The sequence below is a fragment of the Archangium sp. genome (genome assembly GCF_057119385.1).
Genome location: NZ_DBNGVP010000026.1, coordinates 1 through 25,371, shown reverse-complemented (window position 1 = coordinate 25,371; position 25,371 = coordinate 1). Strand labels below are relative to the sequence as shown.

Annotated in this window: 21 protein-coding genes; 8 read left to right on the top strand and 13 right to left on the bottom strand. The window is 68.6% G+C overall.

Annotation, left to right across the window (positions count from 1 at the left end):
- Nucleotides 1-130 precede the first annotated feature (130 nt).
- From AC16DP_RS06925 to AC16DP_RS06900, 6 genes are all read right to left on the bottom strand, one after another.
- Nucleotides 131-643, bottom strand: a complete 513-nt coding sequence (locus AC16DP_RS06925; protein WP_329728209.1) for a response regulator — start codon at nucleotides 641-643, stop codon at nucleotides 131-133.
- 185 nt (nucleotides 644-828) lie between these two features.
- A complete protein-coding gene (locus AC16DP_RS06920; protein ID WP_329728208.1) occupies nucleotides 829-1,110 on the bottom strand; it encodes an ATP-binding protein in 282 nt (93 codons plus the stop codon).
- A complete protein-coding gene (locus tag AC16DP_RS06915) occupies nucleotides 1,040-2,485 on the bottom strand; it encodes a HAMP domain-containing protein (protein WP_329728207.1) in 1,446 nt (481 codons plus the stop codon). The genes AC16DP_RS06920 and AC16DP_RS06915 overlap by 71 nt, the downstream gene beginning before the upstream one ends.
- 103 nt (nucleotides 2,486-2,588) lie before the next feature.
- Nucleotides 2,589-3,419 (bottom strand): hypothetical protein, encoded by an 831-nt coding sequence (locus tag AC16DP_RS06910; protein ID WP_329728206.1) that lies wholly within the window; start codon nucleotides 3,417-3,419, stop codon nucleotides 2,589-2,591.
- Nucleotides 3,420-3,433: 14 nt separating this feature from the next.
- Nucleotides 3,434-6,478: a CehA/McbA family metallohydrolase gene (locus AC16DP_RS06905; protein WP_329728205.1), complete on the bottom strand. Its 3,045-nt coding sequence runs from the start codon at nucleotides 6,476-6,478 to the stop codon at nucleotides 3,434-3,436.
- 14 nt (nucleotides 6,479-6,492) lie between these two features.
- On the bottom strand, nucleotides 6,493-7,575 hold the full coding sequence (locus AC16DP_RS06900; RefSeq protein ID WP_329728204.1) for a hypothetical protein: 1,083 nt from the start codon (nucleotides 7,573-7,575) through the stop codon (nucleotides 6,493-6,495).
- Between the two features lie 75 nt (nucleotides 7,576-7,650).
- On the opposite strand from AC16DP_RS06900, the gene AC16DP_RS06895 reads away from it, so the two are divergent.
- A complete protein-coding gene (locus tag AC16DP_RS06895) occupies nucleotides 7,651-8,790 on the top strand; it encodes an acyl-CoA dehydrogenase family protein (RefSeq protein WP_329728203.1) in 1,140 nt (379 codons plus the stop codon).
- 188 nt (nucleotides 8,791-8,978) lie between these two features.
- On the opposite strand, the gene AC16DP_RS06890 is transcribed toward AC16DP_RS06895, so the two are convergent.
- From AC16DP_RS06890 to AC16DP_RS06870, 5 genes are all read right to left on the bottom strand, one after another.
- Nucleotides 8,979-10,148: a DUF2235 domain-containing protein gene (locus AC16DP_RS06890; protein WP_329728202.1), complete on the bottom strand. Its 1,170-nt coding sequence runs from the start codon at nucleotides 10,146-10,148 to the stop codon at nucleotides 8,979-8,981.
- Between the two features lie 45 nt (nucleotides 10,149-10,193).
- Complete coding sequence (locus AC16DP_RS06885; RefSeq protein WP_329728201.1) at nucleotides 10,194-10,379, bottom strand: hypothetical protein; 186 nt, start codon at nucleotides 10,377-10,379, stop codon at nucleotides 10,194-10,196.
- 48 nt (nucleotides 10,380-10,427) lie between these two features.
- The gene (locus AC16DP_RS06880) at nucleotides 10,428-12,119 is read right to left on the bottom strand and encodes an IS1634 family transposase (RefSeq protein ID WP_329728200.1); all 1,692 of its coding nucleotides are present in this window, start codon (nucleotides 12,117-12,119) and stop codon (nucleotides 10,428-10,430) included.
- 502 nt (nucleotides 12,120-12,621) lie between these two features.
- Nucleotides 12,622-12,756 carry a hypothetical protein gene (locus AC16DP_RS06875; protein WP_329728199.1) on the bottom strand — a complete coding sequence of 45 codons (135 nt, stop codon included), beginning with the start codon at nucleotides 12,754-12,756 and terminating at the stop codon, nucleotides 12,622-12,624.
- 67 nt (nucleotides 12,757-12,823) lie between these two features.
- The gene (locus AC16DP_RS06870; RefSeq protein WP_329728198.1) at nucleotides 12,824-14,161 is read right to left on the bottom strand and encodes a DUF418 domain-containing protein; all 1,338 of its coding nucleotides are present in this window, start codon (nucleotides 14,159-14,161) and stop codon (nucleotides 12,824-12,826) included.
- Between the two features lie 190 nt (nucleotides 14,162-14,351).
- Here AC16DP_RS06870 and AC16DP_RS06865 point away from each other — a divergent pair, with 190 nt between their 5' ends.
- Together AC16DP_RS06865 and AC16DP_RS06860 are read left to right on the top strand one after the other, a co-directional pair.
- Nucleotides 14,352-15,323, top strand: coding sequence for a nucleotidyltransferase family protein (locus tag AC16DP_RS06865; RefSeq protein WP_329728197.1), 972 nt, complete (start codon nucleotides 14,352-14,354; stop codon nucleotides 15,321-15,323).
- Between the two features lie 87 nt (nucleotides 15,324-15,410).
- Nucleotides 15,411-16,709: a UDP-glucose dehydrogenase family protein gene (locus AC16DP_RS06860; protein WP_329728196.1), complete on the top strand. Its 1,299-nt coding sequence runs from the start codon at nucleotides 15,411-15,413 to the stop codon at nucleotides 16,707-16,709.
- 231 nt (nucleotides 16,710-16,940) lie between these two features.
- Here the strand turns inward: AC16DP_RS06860 and AC16DP_RS06855 are convergent, their stop codons facing one another.
- Nucleotides 16,941-17,318, bottom strand: coding sequence for a hypothetical protein (locus AC16DP_RS06855; protein WP_329728195.1), 378 nt, complete (start codon nucleotides 17,316-17,318; stop codon nucleotides 16,941-16,943).
- Between the two features lie 91 nt (nucleotides 17,319-17,409).
- Between AC16DP_RS06855 and AC16DP_RS06850 the strand changes: the two genes are divergently transcribed.
- Nucleotides 17,410-20,001, top strand: a complete 2,592-nt coding sequence (locus tag AC16DP_RS06850; protein WP_329728194.1) for an O-antigen ligase family protein — start codon at nucleotides 17,410-17,412, stop codon at nucleotides 19,999-20,001.
- 10 nt (nucleotides 20,002-20,011) lie between these two features.
- Here AC16DP_RS06850 and AC16DP_RS06845 read toward each other — a convergent pair whose 3' ends face one another.
- The gene (locus AC16DP_RS06845; protein ID WP_329728193.1) at nucleotides 20,012-20,515 is read right to left on the bottom strand and encodes an aminoacyl-tRNA deacylase; all 504 of its coding nucleotides are present in this window, start codon (nucleotides 20,513-20,515) and stop codon (nucleotides 20,012-20,014) included.
- A 237-nt stretch (nucleotides 20,516-20,752) separates the two neighbouring features.
- Here AC16DP_RS06845 and AC16DP_RS06840 point away from each other — a divergent pair, with 237 nt between their 5' ends.
- The 4 genes from AC16DP_RS06840 to AC16DP_RS06825 form a co-directional block, all read left to right on the top strand.
- Nucleotides 20,753-22,771: a serine/threonine-protein kinase gene (locus AC16DP_RS06840; RefSeq protein ID WP_329728192.1), complete on the top strand. Its 2,019-nt coding sequence runs from the start codon at nucleotides 20,753-20,755 to the stop codon at nucleotides 22,769-22,771.
- A gap of 89 nt (nucleotides 22,772-22,860) precedes the next feature.
- The gene (locus AC16DP_RS06835; protein ID WP_329728191.1) at nucleotides 22,861-23,802 is read left to right on the top strand and encodes a DUF2381 family protein; all 942 of its coding nucleotides are present in this window, start codon (nucleotides 22,861-22,863) and stop codon (nucleotides 23,800-23,802) included.
- Nucleotides 23,803-23,868: 66 nt separating this feature from the next.
- Nucleotides 23,869-24,126 (top strand): helix-turn-helix domain-containing protein, encoded by a 258-nt coding sequence (locus AC16DP_RS06830; RefSeq protein ID WP_329728190.1) that lies wholly within the window; start codon nucleotides 23,869-23,871, stop codon nucleotides 24,124-24,126.
- Between the two features lie 236 nt (nucleotides 24,127-24,362).
- A partial coding sequence (locus tag AC16DP_RS06825; protein ID WP_483956654.1) for a hypothetical protein occupies nucleotides 24,363-25,371 on the top strand: 1,009 nt, incomplete at its 3' end.

Below are 25,371 nucleotides of genomic sequence, written 5' to 3'. Positions count from 1 at the left end.
AACCTCCTGCACCGGCGAATGGCCATCACGGGGCCGGGGGTGACGGAATGGACACCAGAGCCGTCATGGGAATTCCGCGTGACGCGGGGGCTCGTCAGGCGGGACCCTGGGTACCGTGTGGGCGCCCCGTTCACCCGGACTTCGCGGCGGTCTCCTTCGGCGTGGTGAGGGTGAGCGCGAGCTGGCGCACCTCCTGGCCGTTGAAGGGCTTGCGCAGCTCGCGCAGCGTCTGCTGCTCGCCGAACTCCTGGAAGATCTCCGTCCACGAGTAGTCGGAGTAGGCCGAGCACAGCACCACGTTCAGCGTGGGCGCCACCGCGCGCAGCCGCCGGAGCGTCTCGGCGCCGTTCCATCCCGGCGGCATGCGGTAGTCGAGGAACACCAGCGCATAGGGGCGGCCCGCCGCCAGCGCGTCGCGCACCTTGCTCAGGCCCTCCTGTCCCTGGAAGGCCGAGTCCACCTCGAACTCCGGCTCGGCTTCCTGGGGCCGCGTGGGCGCCGGGCCGAAGAGGGCCTCTTCCAGCAGATCCAGATCGTCCCGGCCTCGGCGCTGCTCGGGGTTGAGGATGCGGCGGAAGTCGGTGTGGATGGCCTCGGAGTCATCGATGACGAGGATCCTCCGCTTGTCCGTGGGATTGCTCATGCTCGCTCCTGGGCCGATAGATGGACACGGGCAGAAGCCGTTCGGCCACCACCCTGTCGAGAGCCGGGTTCAAGGGACGGGTTGCCGGAAGTTGCTGGAATGTTCTGTCCCCCACATATGGTGGAACTGTAAGATTTTTCCCGCTTTCTTGCATCACAAAGCTGGAGGGGGACGAAGGAGCGCCCTCACGCGGCCTGCTGGGCCGCGACGTAGGGGAGCTCCAGGGTGAAGGTGGCCCCATGTCCGGGCCCCTCGCTGTGGACGGTGAGCGAGCCGCCCAGCTCCTGGGCCGCCAGGGCGCTGGAGTGCAGGCCGAAGCCGTGCCCTTCCTCGCGGGTGGTGAAGCCGTACTGGAAGATGCGGGTGAGCATCTCCGGCGCGATGCCCATGCCGTTGTCATGCACCTGGATGCGCACCAGCCCGGAGGTGGTGCGCTCCAGCTTCACGGTGAGGAGCCGCTCGGCCACGGGCACGCCGTCCATGGCGTACTTGGCGTTGCTGACGAGGTTGACGAGGATCATCAGCGTCTTGTTGCTCCAGGCTGCCGTTGGCCTCGCGCAGGGCCTGCTCGCGGCGTCGCACCTCGTCGGCCATGCATTGGAAGGAGCGGGCGAGCTGTCCCAGCTCGTCGTTGCGCGAGGTGTCCAGCTCCACGTGGAAATCGCCGGAGGCGACGCGGCCGGTGGCCTGGGTGAAGGCGAGCAGGGGCCGGGTGATCTGCTGCTTGAGGACCCAGGCCATGATGGCCAGCTCCAGGGAGAGCGACAGGATGCCGAGCAGCAGCACGTAGCGGGCGGCGAGGAGGGCGGGCTGGGACACCACGTGCTCGGGGAGCACGGTGACGAGGTTCCAGCCGGGTCCCTTCAGCCGGGCCACGGCGAGGTACTCGTCGTGCTCCGGCAGCTCCAACACGGACTGCCCGGGCGGACGGGCCTTCACGCGCTCGATGATGCGCCGCAGGTGCTCCTGCCCGCCCGCGGTGCCGGACGGGGCGCCCGTGCCATTCCGCTGCATGTCGGGATGGATGATGAGCGTGCCGTCATCGCGGGAGAGCACGTTGTAGGCACCGGGCAGGTGATCGGTGATGGTGCGGGCCATCAACTGCTCCAGCATCACGTCCTGGCTGATGGACAGGACGTGCCGGCCCTCGAGGTCCAGGGGCGTGGTGGACGTGGACATGGACTTGCCACTGACCTCGTCCGTGTAGATCTCGGACCAGCGCGTCCGCCGCTCCGGGTTGTTCTCCGGCAGGCTGGTGGAGAAGTAGACCTGTTGGGTGACCCTGAAGCCGGGCTTGGCGTCATGGACCCAGGTGGGGCGCTCGGGCCAGTAGATGACGATGGGCCCCTCGGGCAGCGTGACGAAGGTGTCCGAGAAGCGGACGTGGAAGGCGGGCCCGTATTGGGTGAGCACGTCGTACGAGGCCAGCAGCCGACGGCGCATGTCCTCGTCGACCTTCACCCCCCTGGGCACGAAGACACCCACCATCTTCCTGCCATCGAAGCCCTCGGGACGGCTGCGGAGCGAGCCGTCGGGCAGGCGCACGAACAGCCGCTCGAAGCGCGGGCCGAGGTCCTCGGGGCCCAGGGCGCGGAGGCGCTCCTCCAGGGCCTGCTTGAGGATGACGTGGTTGTCCTCGGCGAGCAGGAAGATGGCCTGCTCGCGTTGTCCCCGCTCGGAGACATGCTGCTCCAGCTGCGCGAGGGCCTCGGTGCGCAGCGTGTGCTGCATGTGGAGGTAGCTGAAGAAGGTCGTCAGCGCGATGACGACGGCGATGCGAGCGCCCATCTTGATGAGCGTCGAGCGGGCGAGCGGAGCACGAGGTCGAAGAGTCGGCGGCATGAGGAACTGGCCGCACTGACACGAGACGCGAGCCGGGAATTCCGCCAGGGGCCGGCCGGGTGTTGCCCGCCTGGGGGGTGTGCCCTCCAGGACGGGGACGGTGTTACAGGCGGTACGTGAGCTTCAGCCCACCGATGGCGAGAGCACGCTCGGCCCCCAGCAGGGGGAGGCTGGCGCCGAGCTCCGCGCCGAAGTGCTCGCCCGCGCGGAAGCGCAGTCCGAGCGCCGGGGCCACGTAGTCCAGCACGGCGCGGTGGCCGAAGTGGAGGTTTGCGTCGAGCACGGCGGCGAAGCCGCTGCAGAGCGCGTACTCGGTGCCCACGTTCATCAGGAAGCCGGCGCGGGGCAGCGCGGGGCCAGGGCCCACGCCCATGTCCCCATCCAGGCCCGCGTAGCCGTGCACCTCGAAGCGGTTGTTGGGCCGGTACAGCAGGGCGGCGCCCACCTCGGCGCCGAGCGTGCGCGTCCTCGGGCTCGAGAAGGACGTGGGCAGTTGCAGCCGCGCGCTCGGGGCGAGCACGAAGGCGCCCTGTGTCAGCGCCACCCAGGTGCCGCCCACGGTGAGCTGCCCCAGGTGCAGGGTGGTGCCGGTGAGGGTGGCGTTCTGGACGAACTGGAAGCGCGTGGCCTCCAGCGTGGCGAACACCTCCAGGTCCGGGCGCACGGCGTAGCTGCCGGAGAGCAGGCCGGCCCCGGTGATGGCGCCGTAGAAGTTCTCCGTCTCGACGATGGCGCCACCCTGGATGCCGAAGCCCACCTCGGTGCGGGGGCAGGCGCGGCGGCCGGTGGCGACATCGGCGGAGAGGAAGCCGAAGGTGAGGGGGCCCTCGGCGAGCGCGGGGGAGATCCACTGCTCACACCCGCCCTCCGCGCGAGCGGTGGCGGGCAGCAGCAGCATGACGGCGAGCGCGGAGAGCAGTCGGGACGGGTTCACGGTGTGCCCTCGATTCACTGGGCGGCCACGCCGGGGGCATCGAAGCGTCCGTTGCCGTTCCGGTCGAGGAGGAAGGGGTTGGTGAAGGACATGGGGTAGCCGCCGGTGACCACCTGCGAGAAGTGGAACTGCGGGTTGCCCTCGCTGGTGGGCGGAGCCGGGGTGCGCAGCGGGCCGTAGCTGGAGCCCTCGGCGATGTCGGCGCGATCCACCTTGCCGTCGCCGTTGTTGTCGCCGGTGTCGGGGATGCCATCCGGCTTGCCCTCGGGGCCACCGAGGTCGGCGGCGAGCGGCAGGCGGGCGCCGGCCTCCACCACCACCCACGCATCCCCGCTCACGCCGCCGAGCAGCTCGGACAGTGCGAGGCTGCCGTTGTAGCGCACGAGCTTGCTCTCGACGTTCGTGAGATCGAGCGGATTCTCCGGATGGAAGAGGTCCGTGCCGCTGAGCGTCTTCACGATGGTGCCGTTGACGACGATGCGCACCTCCTCCACGGGCACCCAGGGGGCGGCGGAGACGGTGAGGCGGAGCTTCGCGTCGGCCGTGGGGGCCAGCGGGGTGAAGCCGAAGCGGCGGGCCCCGCTCGCGGTGTCCACGGTGGCCTCGATGACGGGGCCGTTGGTGCCGAAGGACTCACCGGCCTTGAGGGCCTTGTTGAACTTCGCGGTGTCGAACAATTTGCCGGGGATGGCGTCGGTGTAGACGATGTTGCGCGGCAGGCCCACGGTGTTGTCGGCGAGGCTGTGCGAGTCGCTGTTGGCGGTGCCCGCCACCAGGTGGCCCTGGTTGAGCGTGTAGAACCAGAAGGCGCGGTAGGGCAGCAGCATGTCGTTCTGCGTGCCGTTCATCACCTCCTGGGCGTGCTGGCCGTTGTTGGCGAAGCCGCCCTTGGGGGTGCGCACGTACATGCCGGCGTTGGTGCCGTTGTCATTCGCGGGCAGGTTCTTCGTCAGGTCGAGCGCGAGTGCGCGCGGGTAGCCCAGGTCTCGGCCGAACTCAGCGTCGGCCCACGGGTGGTTGAGCTGCACCAGGAGCTGGTCGCGCAGGGCGGGCAGGGCGCTCTCCTTCACGCGGTCGAAGAGCTCACCGGGCTCGACGAGCTCGTCCGCCGGGGCGCCGTTGCGCGGCTTGGTCGGGTCGTACTGGAGCGGCCAGAAGTTGTAGTGGCCCACGACGAGGGGCACGGTGGCGCCGGGACGCTTCATCCAGAGGATGTGGCCGGTGGTCTCCAGGCCCACCACGGCGCTCATCTTGTTCTCCAGGCCCAGCTCGCACACCGTCTGGGCGTAGTCGTAGATGACGTCGTGGTCGGTGGAGACGATGACGTCCAGGTCCGTGGCGGCGAAGGAGAGCACGCGGTCGTACTCGGGGATGGAGCTGTCGAAGCTGGCCGCGCCGTGCACGTGCAGGTCCGCGCCCACGGTGTCGAGGGGCTGGATCGCCAGCTTGTACAGGGCGAGGTTCACGGTGACGTCCCCGTCGCCGAGCGTCACGGTCTTCCGGTCGATGGTCCAGAAGGGGCCCTTGAAGGCGTAGACGTAGAAGGTGCCTGCGGGGGCGTCTACGGTGACGGTGCCGTTATTGATACGGCGATTGACGAGGAAGCGGTTGCACGCGGGCGAGGGGCCCGGAGGCGGACCCAGCCACGGCGCGCAGGTGCCGAAGCGGCCATGCAGCGTGCCCTCGGTGTCCTTCAGCGTGTTGTCATTCACGGGAACGAGGAAGACCTCGGCGTCGAGGCCCGCGTTGGAGACCCAATCCACCACGTTCACAGTGAGCTTGGAGTGCGAGGACACGGCGAGCGTCCCCACGTCCGTGTCCGCGTTCACGTTGTCGAGCTGGCGGTCGGCCACCTTGCGGCCGAAGGCGTGCAGCTCCACCACGTAGTCACGGCCGGCGGGCACGCGGGCCTGGAAGCGGCCCTCCTTGTCAGGTGTCACCTGGGTCCACGGGACGCGGTTGGCCGCGGCGGTGGTGAGCTCGCCCTCGCTGACGAGCACGCTGATCTCGCGGCCCGAAGAGGACTCGGGCGCTCCGTTCCGGGTCACCACGCCCGTGAGCGTCACGTACTTCTCGCCGTGCAGCTTCTGCCGGGCCTCGAGGGCCAGGTCCGCGGCGGCGGCCACGTCCCCGCGCTCGGACACGGCGAGGAACCGCTCGAAGACGAGGTAGTCACGCGGCTGCACCACGGTGCGCCCCAGGCCCGAGGAGGAGATCTGATCGCTCTGGAAGCCCTCGAGCACATCCGCTTCGCCGCAGGCCACCTGGGCGTAGCTGGAGGCCGGATCCGAGGCCATGGCGGCCGTCAGGTACGGGAACTTCTTGAAGGCGTCGCCGATGCTGAGGAGGCTGAAGGACGGGTGCTGGTAGCCCGAGCCCTCCGAGGGCGTGAAGGGCAGGGCCTCGCGGCCGCTCCAGTAGAAGCCATCCGCCAGGGCCCACAGCTGCGGATCCACGGAGGTGTTGAGGACCTCGGTGCGCACGCGGATGCCGGGCTCGCACGGGCGCATCTCGTAGATCGTGTGGATGGGGAACTCGGGCTTGCCGTCGAGCGTGCCGTTGAACTGCACCGCCACGCGGGCGGGGCGCTCGTCGATGATCTTCATCGACGTGTAGTGCGCGGCGTCACCGGGGAGGATGCCCACCACCTGGAGCACCTGGTTGAGGCCGTCGTTGTCCTTGCCGCGGGCGCTCAGGTCCAGCAGCGAGCCGCCGTTGGGATCCAGCAGGTTCGTGTTGCCGAGGCCGGCGATGACGGCCACCGCCCGGTCATTGCCCAGGAGGATGTCGCCGCGGGCGCCGAGGGCGTTGAGGCCGCCCGGAACGGTCTCGGCGCCCTCGCTGGGAGCATGGCTGCCCACGCGCTTGTCCGTGGGGGTGAGGGTGCGCACCTCGAGCAGGGAGCCGGAGGCGGCCTCACAGGAGTAGCTCAGTTTCTCGCAGGGGCTGACGACCCGGCAGCCTTCATCGTTGCCGAGGCAGCTCTCCTTCTTGCAGCCGGCGAGCGTGAGCCCGACCAGGGCGAGACTCGCGGCCAGGAGGCGGAGGGGAAAGGACATGGTGGAGGTTTGTATCAACCTCCCGGGTGGTTCCTCCAGTAGCTCAGCCCGTGGGCGGCGTGGCAGGCATCGCCGATGAGGTCCAGGTAGAGCTGGTACTGCGCCGCCTTCACGGACTCCATGTCGCGGAAGGCACCGGAGGCCTCGAGTCGACGCACCGCGCCATCGAGCAGCGCGCGGGCCTGTTCCACCGCCTGGGACTGCTCGGGCGTGGGCTTCCAGCCCGTCTCCTCGCGGTAGCGGCCGAGCGTCTCCAGGAAGTGCCCGTGGAACTTCACCATCTGTACGAGCACGGGGAGGCGGTACGCGGCAGGCGCGGAGGTGAGGGCGGCGTCGTACTGACGGGACTCGGAGCCGAGCCGGTACACGAGCACGTCCACCTGGGTGTCGAGCCGGGGGCCCCAGGCCTTGCGCACGGCGGGGTGGCGTGCGTGGCTGGCGACGGCCTGGAAGAGGTGCAGCCCGCCACAGGGGTGCGCGTAGATGCCCTGCTTGCGCTTGGGCACCTGGGGCAGCCCGGCCTTCATTCCCGCCAGCAGCTCCGCCTGCTCCCGCTCGAGCAGGGCGAGCGCCTCGTCCATCACCGCGTCGAGGCGCACCGTCTCGCCCGCGCCGGTGGTGAAGGTGGCGCCCGGGGGCAGGGCGTGGGAGAGGGCATCGAGCGTCCAGGCGCCATGGGGCGACAGGGCGGCGTCGCGGCGGAAGTCGCGCTTCAGGTCCTCCACGAGCGCGCCGAGGGTGACGGGGCCTCCCTGTGCGCGGAAGGACTGGGAGGCCGGGACGCCCGCGAGCAGCAGCGTCTTCACGAGGAGGTGGGGGTGGGGCTCCACGGGCGTGCCGTCGGCGGCGAAGGCGTCGAAGCGGAGGTCCGGGCCCTCGCGGTGGAGGAAGTCCGAGACGATGACGTCCGCGGCGCGGCGGCCATCGCGGGCCTTGAAGGCGCGGCCCTCGGCGGCGATTCCATGAGCGAGCGCCCAGGGGTTCTTCGGATCCGCGGCCCAGGTGCGGCACTGCGTGCGGAGCACCTCCTCGGCCGAGGGGCGTGCGGCCGGAGTGGCCGACAGGAGCGCGAGCAACGCGAGGGTGACAGAAGTCATGAGTGTCCTTGTCCGCGAGGACGACCCTTGTACTATCGACTCACCCATCAATCATCCCGAGGAGCCACAGCGACCATGCTGAACCCGTTCACCGAGGAGCATGAGGCCTTCCGCAAGACGGTGCGTACGTTCGTGGAGAAGGAGCTGACGCCGCACGCGCTGGAGTGGGACCGGGCGGGCATCTTCCCCCGGGAGATCTTCCAGAAGTGTGGCGAGCTGGGCTTCTTCGGCATCAACCATGATCCCCAGTACGGCGGCAGCGGGCTGGACTACTGGTACGTGACGGCCTTCACCGAGGAGCTGACGCGCAGCCGCAACGCGGGGGTGGGCATGGCGCTGCTGGTGCAGAGCCAGATGGCCACGCCGATCATCAACGAGATCGGCACGGACGAGCAGAAGCGGGAGTTCCTCGCCCCGGCGCTGGCGGGCGAGAAGATCGCCGCGCTGGGCGTGAGCGAGCCGGGGGCGGGCTCGGACGTGGCGAACATGCAGACGACGGCGCGCGTGGACGGGGATGACTACGTCATCAACGGCTCGAAGATGTGGATCACGAACGGCACGCGGGCGGACTTCCTCACGCTGGCCGTGCGCACGGGCGGGCCGGGGTACGGGGGGATTTCCCTGGTGACGTTCCCCACGGACGTGAAGGGCTTCTCGGTGTCCAAGAAGCTCGACAAGGTGGGCAACCTGTCCTCGGACACGGCGATCCTCTACTTCGAGGACTGCCGGATTCCGCGCCGCTACGTGCTGGGCGAGGAGAACCAGGGCTTCTACCACATCATGACGAACTTCCAGGGCGAGCGCCTGGTGGGAGCCATCTCGGCGGTGGGCGGGATGGAGCGGATGATCGAAGACGCGCTCGAGTACGGCAAGGAGCGGCAGGCCTTCGGCAGGCCGCTCTTGGGCTTCCAGGTGTGGCGGCACAAGCTGGTGGAGCACATGGCGGCCATCGAGGCGGCCAAGCGGCTGACGTACCACGCGGTGGCGCTGTTCGACGCGAAGGAGAACCCGGTGCGGGAGATCTCCATGGCGAAGCTGTTCGCGGGAGACCTGGCGCAGAAGGTGGCCTACGACGTCCAGCAGTTCTTCGGCGGCATGGGCTACATCGAGGAGACGCACATCGCGCGGGCCTGGCGAGACATCCGCCTCATCACCATCGGCGGCGGGACCTCCGAGGTCATGAAGGAGATTCTCTCCAAGATGTCTGGCTTCTGAGAGTCATCCGGTCGCAATAGGCCTCACTTGGCGCAGTTGCTGTTGTCTTCAATGTGGACGTCAGCGGATGCACCCTGAAGTGTGCAGCCTGAACGCTGTCCTTTGCTTGCCGGATCTGTGGATGTTCTGAAGGGGGCTCGCCCGACCTTCTTTTTGTTCTCTTGCGCGCGGTGCTCGCCTTGTAGGTTTTACTCCACCCATTCATATTCTGGCGGCAACCTACGAAAAGGCTTTACTGGTGGGTTGGGAAAGATTCGGCGCTGGCGACTCGGCTCAGGGTAATGGGCTGGGTGCAACATGCTATGCGAGGTGTGTATATAGCGTTCGTAGAACTGAGTGCGCTCATGAGCGTATTTGCTATTCGGGTCGAAGACAATCTCGCCAGCTGGAAAGTACTTCTCGGAATCAGCTCGAATTTGCTCAATACTAACTCCAGCCGGGAACGCCAACGTGTTGAGTTCGACCCCGTTATTCATGCTGGCTTGATGCATGTCATTGAGCGGGACAAACGCGAGGTGATTGGTGGTTTTTCCTTCCATCGCCGCATACCCACCACCTACGTCCGAGTGAACTCCCGCGTACTCGCGATGACCGAGTTCAAGTGCAGTTAGCGGGAAATTCTGGCGGATCTCGTGCCTGGCAGTGAAATGCCGTGCATCACCGACGTCACCTTGGGTAATACCCATGTTTTGTCCGACGTCGACATCGTCACCAGGAATGCCGAATGACCCCACGGTATCAAAGATTCCAAGGAATCTCACGGATAGGTTGGGGATCTCGCGCCGTAAGCCCATGTTGATAAGCTTGACGAAGGTGCGGGCCATTGCAGCCCCGCGGCTAAATCCATAGATGTCGATGATTTTCTTCGTGTCAGCGCAGGTGGCTGTGCACCAACTCCTTGCCCAGCGATACGCGATGATGAGCCGCTCCCTTCCTCCGAGCCCAGAGGCTAAGCCTCCGACATCGCCAGCGAAAGGGATCTGACGAGCAAATTCCTCTGCCATGAGTCTTTGGGCTATGCGCTTCTCTTTCTTCGAGCCCATTTCCGCAACGAGATCACTGCCGGCTTCTGCGTCCATTGCGCCGACCCCGACTACATAAATCTTTTCGCGGATTTTCTCTGCATCGTCGTGATCCTGGTATGCGCGGAAGAGTCTGGCGACGTTGGTTTCACTGCCGGCCCCGAGCGCTCCGGTGTAATCGCGGTACATGTTATTGCCTGAGCCGTCGAAGAATGCGCCAAGGACAAGAGTACGTGGACAGCTCTGGGCCGGTGGGGATTGATCGGCCCGGAAGCTTTGGGCCTGTGCCTGATTTAAGCTCGCTTGCGTGATGATCGCATGTCCGCTTGCGTGCATGGGCTGTACTCCTGGTAATGGCTATCGGTGGACGATGTGTATGTGTCAGGTTGGTTGGCGGTACGGCTTCCAATAGCGCATTGGCTCACACATTGCCGCAGCCTGGACCCAGTCGGCCTCGGTGGTGTCGGTGAGCAACCGTTCCATACGGACGAGATCGTCAATGTTTTTGTCAAGGAGAAGCATGTGCAGACTCGGTTGCAAGTGGAACTCGGGGTTGATGAGGACCATATCCTACTTTCCGCACATCGAGGAGCTGATTTCCCATGGATTTTCGACTCATGATTTTCGCGGCACCTCTTGAATCCCTGTGAAGTAGCGGGACGGTGGCATTCCGAGCATCTGGAGGATGACGGCCTGTCTTTGAGTCAGCTTGTCCTTGAAAATCCGGCAGGACCCATCCGACGGGCTCCGAAGTCGATGGCAGCGCACGTCTCCAAAGAGGTGCAGGACTCTATCCGCAGTGGGGCGTTCGCACGCTCTTTCCTCTGGGTAGAGTGGCAAGTCAGCAAGGCCTTCGGCGGCCATCTGGCGTCGAAGCTGAAGTTCAATGAGCGAGTAGACGAGAAGCGCGAGGAAGTACAGGAAGAGAAGTGCTTCGATTCGACTTGGACTCTTGAGGAAGACGGGCATCACATCCAGGACGGATTTGAGTTGCTCGAAGCGTCTCTCCAGCCGAGGCTGATGCTTGTATGCCAGCAGGACATCCTTCAGTGTCATATGCCGGTCGTTGAGCACGAGGGGGAAGATGCCGTCCATCGCCTGCTCGAGCTCCAGCGCCGCGGCTTGAGTGCTCCAGTGCAGTTGCAGCTTCTCCCGTGGCACTCGCACATAGATGGTCTGCTTTCCTGGCCGGCCAGGGGCTGCTTGTTTGAAGCGTTCTTCTTCTTGGACTTCGACCGCGACGTTTATCAACTCCTCGGTCCGGGTGCGAGCCAGAATGCCCTTGACCAACTCCTGAGCATGCACGGCGTCTTTGACTCGTGAGCGGGGCGCTTGTATCCGTGTCGCCAGGTTCTGCAGTTCCTCGGTCGCCCGCGCCACCCGCCGCCGCCGGGACAGCCCGTCCCACTCGGCCTTCTGTGAGCTCCATATCCACACAATCCGATAGCCTTCATCGGATGGGAATTGTGACTCATAGGCCTTGAATACATCATCCGGACCGTCCTTCAGTCTCGAGTTGGGGCGACGTAGAACCTCTACCCACTCGACGCCGAACTTCTCCTGCCAGGAACGAAAGGACTGTATCTCCCCCCGGGTCCGTGGCAGCACCGTGATGAACCGCCCCCCGTGACGGGCAATGTGGTCCATGTTTTCACGAGTACACAGCTTTGAGTCCGCTACGTACAGAAAGTCGGGTCTTCCCACCAGCTCACGCAGGACACTCCATGTGCCGATGTGCGTCTTGTCGTCGGTGGTGTTCCCGTGCTCGACGCTGCACCAGATTGGAACGGCCCCCTCCGCCGTGGTCGTCAGCAGGTAGAGCAACTGCTTCAAGTCGGGCCGGTGGTCCTTGTTGTAGCCGTGGACAATGCGATGGGTAGGCTTTCCATTCCTCCGCTGCCCCTTGGCGTCTGCGTACTCCCCGGACAACGTGACGGTCGTGCTGTCGTTGTGCAACTCCTCGAGATTGAGCTCAAAGCTCCGCGCGGCCTGGACGACAGCCGCCGTCATGAGCGCGGCACGGTCTGCCTCGAACAACTTGTCCAGGCACCTGCCGAGCCGATCATCGTTGAGCAGTTCCGCCCCGCTGCCAGGTAGTCCCAGGAGGGAGCCCTCGACCCGACGACACCAGTCCCGCAGGCTGTACAGCGGCTCGCGGGCTACCAGAAGGTTGCGCAGCAGGATGCCCACTCCTACCGCGGGCGCCAGCCGGTCGCGAGAGCCTGGCTGGGGCAGAAAGCGCTGGAGGGCCTCGTCCACCCCCGCCAACTCAAGGAAATGGTTGATGATGGGCAGCGCCCCCACCACCTTTGACTCCAGACCTGGTTCATCGGCATCAGAGGAGGTACCAGGCCCGTGGTTGTCAACCGTCCTTCGCACGTCAGGATGATGGGGCGACTTCAGAGGTGGGGCAAGGCTGTTCTTGGATACACCTCTACTCCTGGCCCGCCCTCAGGGCGCAGAACGAGGGCTGGGTCGCTCATTGACGGAGGGATTGGACAGGTACCGCATGCGGCGGTAGTGCTCGCCTGGGACCTCTTCAGTGGATACATGATGGGTGAACATCCACCCAGGAGTGCTCAGAAACAGGCAGCTCTAGAACATCAGCGAGATTGCGCGAGATTGGAGGAGCCCGAGAGGAGGCTCCCATGAAGTCCCTTCCATCAACGAGCTTCGAGCTTCAAGCGGAGGCGCGATTATTTGAGGCCTGCCCTGATTGAGCCGCATCTGAAATCAGTACGAAAGCAGCTTCGCGATGTGCGGAATGTAGGATACACCTGCGACTAGCCTCCTTTTGAAGTAGGCCCGACTACTGCGACAGGGAAACGCTCGTCACCTTCGGCGCGCCGGGCGCGGCCGGGCTGAGCTGGAACACGTCACCGGAGAGGGTGATAGAGTGGTTGCAGTAGATGCCCAGGAACGAGCGGATGGCGCGCGCAGCCAACTTCCGGCCACCCAGAGACGTCAAGCCTCCCAGGCGGCCGTGCCGCGCCTCTTCTCCCGTGTGAGCGTCAGACGGCCGTGACGGCCGCACTGGTTGGAGCCACGGGCTGGCGCATCGGCTGAGCCTTGCCGTACGTCAGCGAGCGCCACACCCACTCGGCGGGGCCGAAGCGGAAGCGTCCCAGCCACCAGTGGCTGAGCACCACCTGCACCGCGAAGATGACCAGCGTGAGCGCGATGCTCGCCCCGGGGCTGATCTTCCCCATGAGTCCCAGGCCGAAGCCGTAATAGATGAACAGGCTGATGACCGTCTGGCTCAGGTAGTTCGTCAGCGCCATGCGGCCCACCGGGGCGAGCACCATCAGCCGCCGCTGCCACGCCTCGCGCTGGAAGAGCAGCACCAGGCCCGCGACGTAGACGGCGGCGAGCCCCATCTCGTTGAGCTGCCGCACCGGGCTCAGGAACATCATCCACGGCGACTGGGGCTCCAGCATCTTCTGGCGCATCATGTACTGCACCCCCATTCCGAAGATGCTGCCGATCCCCGCCATGCCCAGGCTCCAGCGCAGCAGCTTGCGGAAGAACGCCAGGTGCTGGGGCGCGTCGTGGAAGAGGCGCCGCCGCCCGGCGATGAGCCCGAGCAGGAAGCGGCCGAGGATGGGCAGCAGGAAGCCCGCGAGACCCGGGAGGAACTGGCCGAAGAAGTGGCGCGCGTTGGCGCGCACCATCTCCACGTAGGTGCCACTCGAGAAGGCCTGCATCGTCTCGGCCCGGAGCTGGTTGCCGCGCTCCATGGCCGCCTTGGCCGCCTCGGGCCCCGCCTCCGCTCCACCGCTCAGCAGCATGGGCACGTACTTCATGGCGGCGCTCACCACGGGCATGCAGATGAAGATGAGGAGCGCGGCCCAGATGAGCAGCGTCTTGTCCTGGCGCTCGCGGAACAGCAGCAGCGCGAAGCCGATGGTCGCGTACGTGGTGAGGATGTCGCCGAGCCAGAGCCCGAACAGGTGCACGCAGCCGATGAGGAACATCATCACCAACCGCCGTCTGTAGAGCGGGGCGATGGCGGCGCCACGCGCCTCGGCCCGCATCATCTGCACCGAGAAGCCCAGGCCGAAGAGGAACGAGAAGATGGTGATGAACTTGCCGTTGACGAGGAGCCCCAGGGTGTACATGAGGGTGTGGTCCACCCAGGTGGCCGAGGCCATGGCGGCTTCCATCTGCGCTCGCGTCATGTAGGCGCGGCCGGAGAACCACATGTGGACGTTGGAGACGAAGACGCCGCACAGCGCGAAGCCGCGCAGCACGTCGAGCAGGGCGAGCCGCTCGCTGGCGTCGACGGGGCGGGCTTCGGCCTGCGGAGCGGGGAGTGAAGAGGGCGGTTGGCTCATGTCCGGAAAAGACATGCCGAACTCGTGCCAGCCCGCCCCCATTCCCAGCGGGCAGGAGACCGCCGGGCGCGGGGCTCCCCTGTCCGTCCGTATCCGGACAGCGCCGTTCCATATCCGGACAACCCCGTCTCCGCGGTGGCGATGTGACAGGGGGTGCGGCTTCCGATTGCGTCATGTACGCGGGAGTCGTTAAAGCTGCGGCGACATGGCCACCAGCCTCCTCGACACCCTTCGCGTCCTCGCCTCCTTCGACCCGCCCCGTGTCTCGCTGCGTGGAGCTCCCTGGGAGGAGTACGTGGACTGGGCCATCGCCCAGGGTCTGGCGCCGCTGGCTTCCTACAACCTCCAGTACCGCATGCCCGGAGCGGATGCGCCGGAGTGGGTGAGGGATCAGCTGCTCAGCATCTACTCGGGCTCCGTCAACGACAACGTGATGAAGCTCGTCAACTTCAAGCGCTGCGTGGACGAGCTGGAGGGCCGCAAGCTGCTCCTCATCGGCGCGGCGGCCTTCGCCGACACGCTCTACCCGCACGTGGCCTTCCGCCCCGTGTTGGAAATTCAGCTGTTGCTGCGGCGCATGGACGTGGACGGCTTCGCGGGCTACCTCGCCCAGCACGAGTTCCGCCCCGAGCCCGATGCGCCCGCCCACGGCGCGGTCAAGGTGCTGTCGGATGGCCGCACCGCCATCCACCTCTACGCCGACGTGCTCGGCACCAGCCGCCGTGCCGAGGTGCAGGGCCTCTTCGATCGTGCGAAGCCCATGAAGATGTACGGCCCCTCCCTGTTCCGCCCGGACCTGGAGGACGCGGTGCTGCTGGTGTGCCTGGAGCAGGCGCGCGAGGGCTACCAGGTGCCCTGGCTGTCCTTCGTGGACCTGCGCGAGCTGATGACGGGGGCGAAGGCGATGGGCGGCGTGTACTCGCGCCCCGTGGACGTGGCGGTGCTGCTGGAGCGGGCGAAGGCGTGGAAGCTGGAGCGCGCCCTCTACACCTCGCTGTCCATCGTGTCGGGGCTCTTCCCCCAGACGGCCGAGGCGCTCGAGCCCGCCCTGCCGCCGCTGCGCCGCGCCACGCGCGAGCTGTTGGAACGCCTGGTCGTCCAGCCGGCGAGCGTGCCGGGGAAGATGAGCCATGTGCGGGGCTCGGAGCGGCTGCGCCGGTTGCTGACCGGGCAGTGAGACGAGGGGCCGGCTGCCACTCGCCCCTTCCCCCGCGAGGCCACTCCCGGGTAAGAGCGTACCCGGCTGCTGACAGCCAGGACGCTCATGCACATCGCCATCATTGGAACCGGCTACGTGGGACTGGTCGCGGGCACCTGCTTCGCGGACTCGGGGAACGACGTCGTCTGCGTGGATATCGACGCGCGGAAGATTTCCCAGCTGCAGCAGGGGGAAGTCCCCATCTACGAGCCGGGGCTCGAGGAGCTCATCCGCAAGAACACGCGGGACCGGCGGTTGAGCTTCACCACGGAGCTGGCGCCGGCGGTGGCGCGCTCGCAGGTGGTGTTCATCGCGGTGGGCACGCCCGAGGGCGAGAGCGGCGAGGCGGACCTGCAGTACGTGCTGGCGGCGGCGGAGCAGGTGGGCCGGGCCATGCGGCAGTACACGGTGGTGGTGGACAAGAGCACCGTGCCGGTGGGCACCGCGGACAAGGTGCGCGAGGTCATCTCCCGGGTGACGGAGGTGGAGTTCGACGTCGTCTCCAACCCCGAGTTCCTCAAGGAGGGCGCGGCGCTGGATGACTTCCTCAAGCCGGACCGGGTGGTGATTGGCGCGGAGTCCGAGCGGGCGCGCAAGGTGATGGGCCAGCTGTACGCGCCGTTCGTGCGCACGGAGAACCCCATCCTCTACATGGACACGCGCTCGGCCGAGCTGACGAAGTACGCGGCCAACGCGATGCTGGCCACGCGCATCTCGTTCATGAACGACATCGCCGCGCTGTGCGAGCGCGTGGGCGCGGACGTGGACTTCGTGCGCAAGGGCATGGGCGCGGACAAGCGCATCGGCTACCCGTTCCTCTTCCCGGGCGTGGGCTACGGCGGCAGCTGCTTCCCCAAGGACGTGAAGGCGCTGGTGGCCAAGGGCCGCGAGCTGGGGATGGAGTTGGATCTGTTGCGCGCGGTGGAGCGCACCAACGAGCGGCAGAAGAAGGTGCTGGTGCAGAAGGCGCTGAAGCACTTCGGCTCGCTGGAGGGGCGCACGTTCGCGGTGTGGGGCCTGGCCTTCAAGCCGAAGACGGACGACATGCGCGAGGCGCCGTCGGTGGAGGTCATCGAGGGCCTGCTGGCCAAGGGCGCGAAGGTGGCGGCGCATGATCCGGTGGCCGAGCGCACCGCGCGCCGCGTGCTGGGAGACCGCATCCGCTACACGACGGTGCCCTACGAGGCGCTGGAGGGCGCGGACGCGCTCTTCGTCGTCACCGAGTGGAACGAGTTCCGCCACCCGGACTTCGAGCGCATGAAGGCGCTGATGAAGAGCCCGGTCATCTTCGATGGCCGCAACATCTACGACCCGTCGCGCATGCGCGAGCTGGGCTTCACGTACATGGGCCTGGGCCGGAAGTAGTCTCAGTGCAGCCAGGGACCGCGCTCTTCCTCATCGGGAGCGCGCGTCCCGGAGCTTCGCGGGGGCTCCACGTCCACCCACCGCACCGGGTACTTGTCGCCCGATTCCTCCAGGGAGGCGGGCAGCACCGCGCACACCTCGATGCCGTCCTGGATCGGTGACGTTCCGGGAATGCGACAAGACAGGCGGGCGCTCAGGCAGCCGCCGGGCTCCTCGCCAGGAGGACCGGGTTCAGCGCGCCAGACCGCAGGCGGCCTTGCCCTCGTCCGTCAGGAGCAGGTCGCACGTCTTGCGATCGTTCGCGTCGATCTTGCAGGTGTCCAGCCGCTCCTCACAGGCGGCGAGATCCTCGTCGGTCGGCTCGAGGCTCCGCTCGCGGTCCGCCACCGCCTGGATGCAGTCGTCGCGCTGGAAGGCTTCGACGCAGTCGCAGAGCCGCTCCGACAGTTGCCGGCACGGACTCTTGCAACCGGCGAGGGCGAGCAGGGCGGAGCAGAGCAGGGTGAGGGCGGTGGCGCGGCGCATGGGGTGGGCGAAGATGCCAGAAGGCGTCCTGGATGCAAGCAATGGCGGCCGGAAGGTCGGATGGTCGCTTCTCCGGCTGCTCACCGAGCCCCGCGGCCTCCGTGCGGCCCTGGCGCTCAGGCGGGCGGGGAGTCCGGGCGACCCGCTGGACCCGTGCCATACTCGGGAGCCGTCCATGGCCTCCGTGTCCCACTCCCGCTCGCGCACGTCCCGGTATTCCCTCGGGGCCGAGGCCGTGCTGGCGTTGCTGCTGGCGGTGTTGCCCCTGTCGCTCGGGAGCGCGCCCACGTGGGTGCACGGGCCGCTGGTGGTGCTCTCGGGACTCGCCTTCGTGCTGGCGTGTGTGGGGGCGTGGAGACAGCAGCGCTCCCTGCACCTGCCCCTGCTCGCGCTGCCCCTGGGCGCGGGGGCGCTCCTGTGCGCGCTGCAGCTCGTCCCGTTGCCGCCGGGATTGCTCGCCGTGCTCAGTCCCGAGGCGGCCGGGCTGCGCGACTTCGTCCTCGTGCCCCTGGGGCTGGACGGCCCGCGGCCCCTGTCGATGGACCCGCCGGCCACCTGGCGCGAGCTGGCCCGGCACCTGGCGTACCTGCTCACCTTCGTCGCCGCGGTGCAGGTGTGCCGCTCCGGACGCGCGCGCCGCCGGCTGTTGAGCACGCTCGGCTTCACGGGCGCGGCCATCGCCGTGCTGGGCCTGCTGCACGCGCTGCTCGGACTCGACAGCCTCTTCGGCGTCATCGCCTTCGTCCACGCGCGGCCGCCGCTCGTCACGCCCTTCGGCAACCCCAACCACCTCGCGGCCTTCCTCGGGTTGTCGGCCACCGTGTCCCTGGGGCTCGCGCTCTCCAGCGAGGGGCGGACGCGCGCGGTGCCCCATGTGCTGGCCTCGGTGCTGGGCGGGACGGGCGTGCTGCTGTCCCTCTCGCGCGGGGGCATCGTCTTCTTCGTCTTCGGGATGCTCGCCTTCGCGCTCCCGTGGGCCCGCTCGTGGCGCCGGGGCGCCCGGGTGCTGCTGTGTCTCCTCGCGGTGCTCGCGGTGGGCGGACTGCTGGCCTCCGAGCACCTCGCGGCCGAGCTGGAGACGGCGGACAGCGTGGAGGAGCTGCGCCAGAGCAAGCTCCAGCAGTGGCCGGTGCTGGCCTCGGTGGCGAGGGCCTACCCGCTCGGCCTGGGACGCGGCGCCTTCGAGTCCGTCTTCCCCCGCTACCAGACGCGGCCCGTCATCAACACCTCGACGCACCCGGAGAACGCGGTGTTGCAGCTCGCCACGGAGTTCGGCGTGCCCGGGCTGTTGCTGCTCGCCGTGATGCTGTGGGGCTTCGTCCGGTTGTCGCGCCGGGAGGGGCTGGGCGCGGCGGAGCGGGCGGTGCTCGCGGGAGTGGCGGCGCTCGGGCTGCATGAGCTCTTCGACTTCAGCCTGGAGCTGCCCGCGAGCGCCGTGGCGGCCTGGGTGGCGCTGGCCAGCGTGGCCCGCCCCGAGGAGCGGACGCGTGCCGAGGCCCCTCGTGGCCATGCGCCCCTGCGTGTGCTCGCGGTGGGCGGGGTGCTCACCGGGGTGGCCCTGGTGGCGCTGGTTCCCGGCTGGAGCACGCTGGACAGGGCGGAGGCGGAGCTCGGTGCGCTCGTCACCACGCGGGCCCCGCTCTCCGAGGTGCGCGCCCGGGGGCTCGCCCTCATCGACCGGCACCCGGCGGACCATGCCCTGCAGGACCTGATGGGCCTGGCCCATGCGAACGCGGGGCGTGCGGAAGCGGCCGGGGCACTCGCCTTCGCCAACCGTGCGCTCTTCCTGAATCCGGTGGATGCGTGGGCCCACCGCGTGGCCGCGCGGGCCCTGCTCTCGTTGGGGCAGCGCACCCAGGCCTTCCTCGAGTACCGGCTGGCCTTCGAGGCGGGGGACCATGCGCTGATGTGGAGCGAGGCGCTCGTGCGGGCGCGGACCCTCGAGGAGCTGCGGGCGCTCACGCCGGACACGGCGCGGCACGTGGAGACCTTCGCCGCCCAGCTCCAGCGCGCGGGGCATCGGGAGGTGCTCCTTCCCTGGCTGGCCTGGGCGCGCGAGCGCTTCGACGCGGCGCCCGAGGCGGTGCGGCTCTGGGAGCGCGAGGCCCGGGTGCGGCTGGAGCGGCACGAGCTGGCGGAGGCCGAGGCGGCGAGCGCCGAGGTGTCACGGAGGGCTCCGGACGCGCTCTCCTCGTACCTGTTGCGCGCGGACGTGCTCCAGGCGTTGGGCCGTGGGGACGAGGCGCTCGCGGTGCTGGAGGCGGTGGGGACCCGGTTTCCGGGCAACGTGGAGCGGGCCTTCGCGCTCGCGCGGCTGCAGGTGGCGCTGGGGTTGACCCGGCGCGCGAGGGAGTCGCTCCAGCAGGTGAATCCCTTCGTGTCCAACGACGCGCAGCGCGCCCAGCTCTACATGCTCGAGGGCTCCAGCTACGAGCGGGAGGGGTTGCGCGCGCGGGCGCTGGAGTCCTGGAAGTCCGCGGTGCGCATGCAGCCGAGTGGGAGTCTCTGGTTCAAGGTGGCGGGGCTGCACGAGTCGCTGCACCAGTTCGACGCCGCGGCGCGGGCGGTGCGCGAGGGCCTGTTGCTGCTGCCCGAGGCGCAGCGAGGGGAAGGGGAGGCGTGGGTGGCGCGTCTGGAGGCGGCGGAGCGCCAGCGTGTGGAGGAGCGGAGCCGGGCGCGTGGGGGCTCGGGCGCGAAGGATTCCATGCTCCTTCGGGCCCTGGGCGCGGAGGAGGACATGGGGACGGCGGAGGGCGAGCAGCCCTGAGCCCGGCGGCTCACGGGTGCATGTCGTGATGCACCGGCTGATGCCCCGCGTGCCCGTGGGTGATGGCGGCCATCCTCGGTGACTCGAGGCCGATGAAGTCCTCGACGCTCACCTCGAGCGCCTCCTCGTGGGAGCCCGCGCGCAGCAGCAGGTCCTCCGCCACGCCGAGTCCCTCGTCCATGAGCACCGGCAGCTCATAGAGGTGGCCGAAGGGCGGCTCCGCGCCCAGCTCGCATTCGGGGAAGCGGTTCGCGAACGCGCCCTCGCTGGCCAGCCGGGCCTCCCGCGCGCCGAGCACCTGGCGGACCTTCTCCAGGTCCAGGGTGTCCGCCGCGGGAATGAGGCAGATGCACAACCGCCCGTCGGCCTCGACGATGACGGACTTGGCCACGCGGTAGCCCGTCACGTGGAGCGCCTGGGCCAGCTCCTGCGCCGTCACCGCGCGCGGATGCCAGTGGCGAAGAAAGGGCACGTGCTGCTGCTGGAGATAGTGCTGGATGGAGTCGGGGATCATGAGCGGTACCTTCTGTCTCGAAGTTGGACTGCCCCCGCCCTTCAGGCCATGGCTGGCCGGGCGCGTGCCTCCCGGGCGGGCGGGTACTCGCTCCATGCCTCTCATGTCCGCACTCGTTGACGTCAACGAGTGCGCGTCCGGTGTCGGGGTCCTGGCCCTGCGTGCCTGGGCTCGAGTGCGCGCCAGCCCATCATGCGCGGTCATGTTAGACTGACCCACCAGGGAGGTCACGTACTTATGAGCGAGGCCATGGAGGAGCGGTTTTCAGCCGGGCGGCGGTGGGCGGGGAAGTGGCCGCGGTGGGCCGAGCGGGAGTGGGAGGAGGCAGGGCCCCCCGGGCTCGGGACGGTGGTGGACGGCTACCGGTTGGAGCGGCGGCTGGGCGAGGGCGGACAGGGCACGGTGTACCGGGCGCGCCGCGCGGGGCGGCTATACGCCCTCAAGTTCCTGCCGCTGGACTCTCCGGACTGGGCGTGGCGGGAGCTGGAGGTGCGGCTGCGGTTGCGGCGCGTGGGCGGCCTGGCGGTGGAGTGCCACGGGTTGTGGCCGCACGAGGCCCCGCGCTTCCTCTACCTCGTCACCCCGTATGTGCGGGGGCGCTCGCTGTATGCCTGGGCCCGGACACGGAATCCCACCGCGAGGCAGGTGGCGGACATGGTGCGGTGGGTGGCGCGGCTGCTCGCGCGGGTGCACGCGGCCGGTGTGGTGCACCGGGACATCAAGGGCAGCAACGTGCTGGTGGACAAGGAGGGGCGGCCGGTGCTGGTGGACTTCGGGGTGGGCACGTACGTGGGTGCGCCCGAAATCACCAACCCCCTGGGGCTGCCGGGCACCCGGCACTACCGCAGCCCCGAGGCCCTGCGCTTCCGGCGCGAGCGGGCCGGAGAGCACTCCCCGGCGAGGACCACGGATGACCTGTGGGCGCTGGGCGTCGTCCTCTACTGGCTGCTCACGGGCAGCTACCCCTTCGACACGGAGGTGCCCGACGAGGGCGCGCTGGCGGACCTCATCCTGAAGCACGAGCCCCCGCCGCCGCACGTGCTCAACCCGCGCGTGCCCCGGGCGCTGAGCGAGCTGTGCCTGCGCATGCTCGAGAAGTCGTCCGAGGCGCGCTTCCCGGAGGCCGGGGCCGTGGAGGCGGCGCTGGAGGCGGTGCTGGCGGAGGCGGATGCCACCTGGGACGTGCCGCTGTGCGAGCAGTGGAGCCCGGAGGATGCCTCCACGCCCCAGGAGGCGTGGCTGGATTGGGGTGACATGCGGGAGAAGGCGCGGCGGCTGCTGGAGTACGCGCGGCGCTTCCCTCGGCGGGGCCGGCCCGAGCCCCTGGCGGAGGCGTCTACGCTGTCGCGCTCCCCGGAGGAGCCGCCACCGGGAGCGGAGGGGGACGCGAAGGCGGAGGACTTCCCGTCATCGCCGCGAGCACGGCCCGTGTCCTGGCGCGCGCTGGCCTGGGGGGCCGCCGCGTTGGTGCTGGGATGGATGGTATGGCTCTGGTGGTGGCCGGTCCCCACTTCCCAGGTGACGTCCGGCGACCGCATGCGACGGGTGACGGAAACCGGCCAGGAAGTGGCGGGAGGGGCCGGGCCGCTGGAAGGTGACGGAGGCGCGGCGCCCGAGAAGGCCGCAACCCCCGCGCCCGTCGCCCTGGCGACGCCCCGGAAGGATGGCACGCGCGTGAGGACTCTTCAGCAGGCTTCCACCCCCCAGCGCAAACCGCGGCGCGAGCAGGGCTCGCTGCTCGACACCGCCGCGAAGACATGCACCCTGGTGTGGGCTGCGGGTCAGCTCGCCTGCGCCAGCCCCGAGCCCCAGTTGCGCCCCACGGCGCCCGCCCCCCGTGTGCCTCCGCCCGCCGAGTGCCCCGCGGGTTCCGTGGAGACGATGACGCGGGTGTTGGGGTTCGAGGGTTTTGGGGGAAAGCTCGGCGCGGTCTTCCTCATCGACGGAAGGCTCGTCATCAGTCAGCGCATCACCGTGCACCCGGGGCAGGTGGTCACGCTCACCATGGGCCAGCCGCTTCGGAAGCTCCCAGCGAGAACCGTGTACACCGGGCAGCTCCTCTTCGGCGAGGGGCGTGTCTACGGGCGCTTCACGCAGGCGCGGACCCCCGACGGTCTGACGTACTCCGTCTGCTTCGACCTCTACGACGCCTCGGTGGACGGCCAGCGGGGTGTGGTGATGAAGCCTGGAAGCACTCCGGACGCCGCCATCATCTTCTCCTCGGTGAAAATCAGTCCGGTGGAGCGCTTCCAGTAACGGGACACCGCGCGCGGCGGGAGTGCGAGAAGGGCGGGGCCAACGTCAGAAGTCTCTGCTAGCGTGTCCACTTCGGAGGTTCCCCCGTCATGCCCGTTCCATGCTCCACCACCGTTCTGTTGCTGCTGCTGCTCCACCCGGGCCTTCCCACCCCCGCCCAGCCCGCCATGGCCTCCTGGGACATGTCGGGCGCGCCGCGCTTCACGGTGACGGCGGACACGGCCGGTGAGGCCCGGGAGGTGCTCATCAGCCCCCATCGCGCCCTCGCGCTGCTCTTCAACATGCCCGTGCGCAGTGGGGGCGTCGTGGTGGAGGAGCGGGAGCGTTTCCTCCAGGTGTCGTTGTCGGAGGACGGGCGCATGCTCAACCTGCTGCCCTCGGACGAGCTGAAGACGGGCCAGCGGTTGCGGCTGACGGTGCGCTTCGCGGATGGCGCCACGCCCACGAGCGCGGATTTCACGCTGGTGGTGTCTCCGCGGGCCGAAGCGCAGGTGGAGGTGTACCGGGAGCTGCGCCCGTGCGACTCGTACCGGCAACAGGCGGAGGAGACGGAGGCGAAGCACCAGCAGTGCCAGACGCAGTTGGCACGCGAGCGCGCGGAGCGGGAGGCGCCCCGGGGGATCATCGGCCTGCTCGTCTTGCGGCAGATGGGGGAGGAGGGCATCCGCTCCAAGGTCATCACCGAGGAGGTCACCCCGCGCCCCGGAGAAGCCTTCCACGTGGAGCACGCGGTGAGCTACCGCGCCACGGGCGGGGAGAAGGAGTCCGAGGTGACACGGCTGGCGGTGGAGCTGAGGCTGTGGAACGAGGGGTCCAAACCGTGGACGCCCACGCACGCGCAGCTCGTGGGGGAGGGCGCGCGGTGGGACCTGGCGGTGTGGGTGCCGGGGCCACTCGGGCCGGGCAAGGAGGACCGTGTGCTGGTGGAGGGGGAGCGGCCCGGGCGCGCGGCCTCTGGCCCCTACGTGCTCGAGCTGTGGGACGCGGGCATGACCCGGACGGTCACCCTCTCGGGGGTGACTTTTCCGTGAGGGAAGACTCAACAGGTCTTCTTCCGCGTGCTAACCTCGGCGGGTCCCTTCACCGGAGCGCCGCCCATGTCCTCGATTCCCGTTCCCACCCGATATCTGCCCCAACTGGCCCGCTGGTTGCGCGCCACCCGGGTCAATGCGGGGCTCACCCAGCAGCAGGTGGCCGAGGCGAGTGACGTCTTCACGGGGGTGTACGGCCGGATCGAGCGCGCGGGGATGATCCCCACCGAGCCCACGCTCCAGCGGATATGTCAGGTGTTGAAGCTGGATTACCCATCCCTGGTGGAGCGGGTGACGCGCGGGGAGGAGCCTCCAGAGGGCTGAAGACGGACCCGTGCCCCGGGCTATGTTCCCGGGCGGTTGCCGTTTCAGGCGGCCCCCGCATGGTACAGGTGAGGAGGTGCGGCATGTCCACCCGTCGAGGTGATGCGTCCACCGCGTGCACACGGCCGCACCCGGCACGGGTGGCTTTGCCTGCCAGGGCACTCCAGGTCCTCGTGCTCGCAAGCTGCCTCGTGGTCAGCATGAGCGCGGCCGGCGAGGAGCCGAGACGGGTTGGGGTGACGCTCTCGGCCGACGCACATATGCGCGGGGGAGCCCGCGGTCCCCGTCTGGAAGATTGGAAGGAAGGCGCGCTCTCCCTCCGGGTGGTGGATCCCGGCCGACTCGTGGTGAAGGCAGGCGAGGAAGTCATCGCCGCGGGCGAGCTGAATTGGGGGGAGGACAAGCGGCTGCGGGTGGACCCGCTCGAGGGACACCCTCCAGCACCGCTGCCCCGGGTGGTGAGCCGCGAGCCAGGCCGGGAAGAGGTGGAAGTAGACGTCCCGGAGGGCATGGGCGCCGGGGCCATGCTCACCCTCACCTTTGAGTGGGGCTGGGACTATCGGGACACGCCCGCCCTGGAGCGCACCTGGCGCCTCCCACCCCTGGAGGACATTCCACCTGAGTGGCTGGAGGACGAGTGGGTTGAAACGGAGCGGGAGGACATGCCCGAGGATGGGGAGAACGGCGCGCTCACATTCCTCTCGGCCCAGGAGGCTTCCTTCCCCGTGCAGGTGGACCCGGAGCGGCCCGAGCTGCTCTGGGTGCCTGGGTACGCCTCGCGGGAGGAGCTCGCCTCGCGCCTCTTCGGGGATGGCGCGGCGGCGGGCGCTTTCGACATCGAGCCCCGTGCGCCTCCCTCCAGCGCCGCTGAAGTCCTCCAACTCTGCGTGCGCGTGCGCCACCCGCCAGCGCTCGTGCCACGGTTGCTCGCCACCCTGCGCGGTGCCCTGGAGGCGCAGTGGGAGGCGGATGTGGCCTGGAGCCGCTCCCAGCTCTCGGCGGCTGCCCCGGACAGGGCCGCGGCCGCCGCGCTGGTGGAACGCGGCCTGCGCTGGGCCCAGCGCTCGGACATTCCGGACGGGGCCGGGCAGAGCTACTTCGACCGCTACCTCCAGGCGCTCGGCCCCTGGCGGGACGAGGACTGGCCCTCCCTCGGTGAAGCCGCCGAGCCCCTGCGCAAGGCCATCGCCCTGCGCTCCAGGCGCTTCCAGACGAGCTACAACGTCATGGATGGCTTGTCCGTCC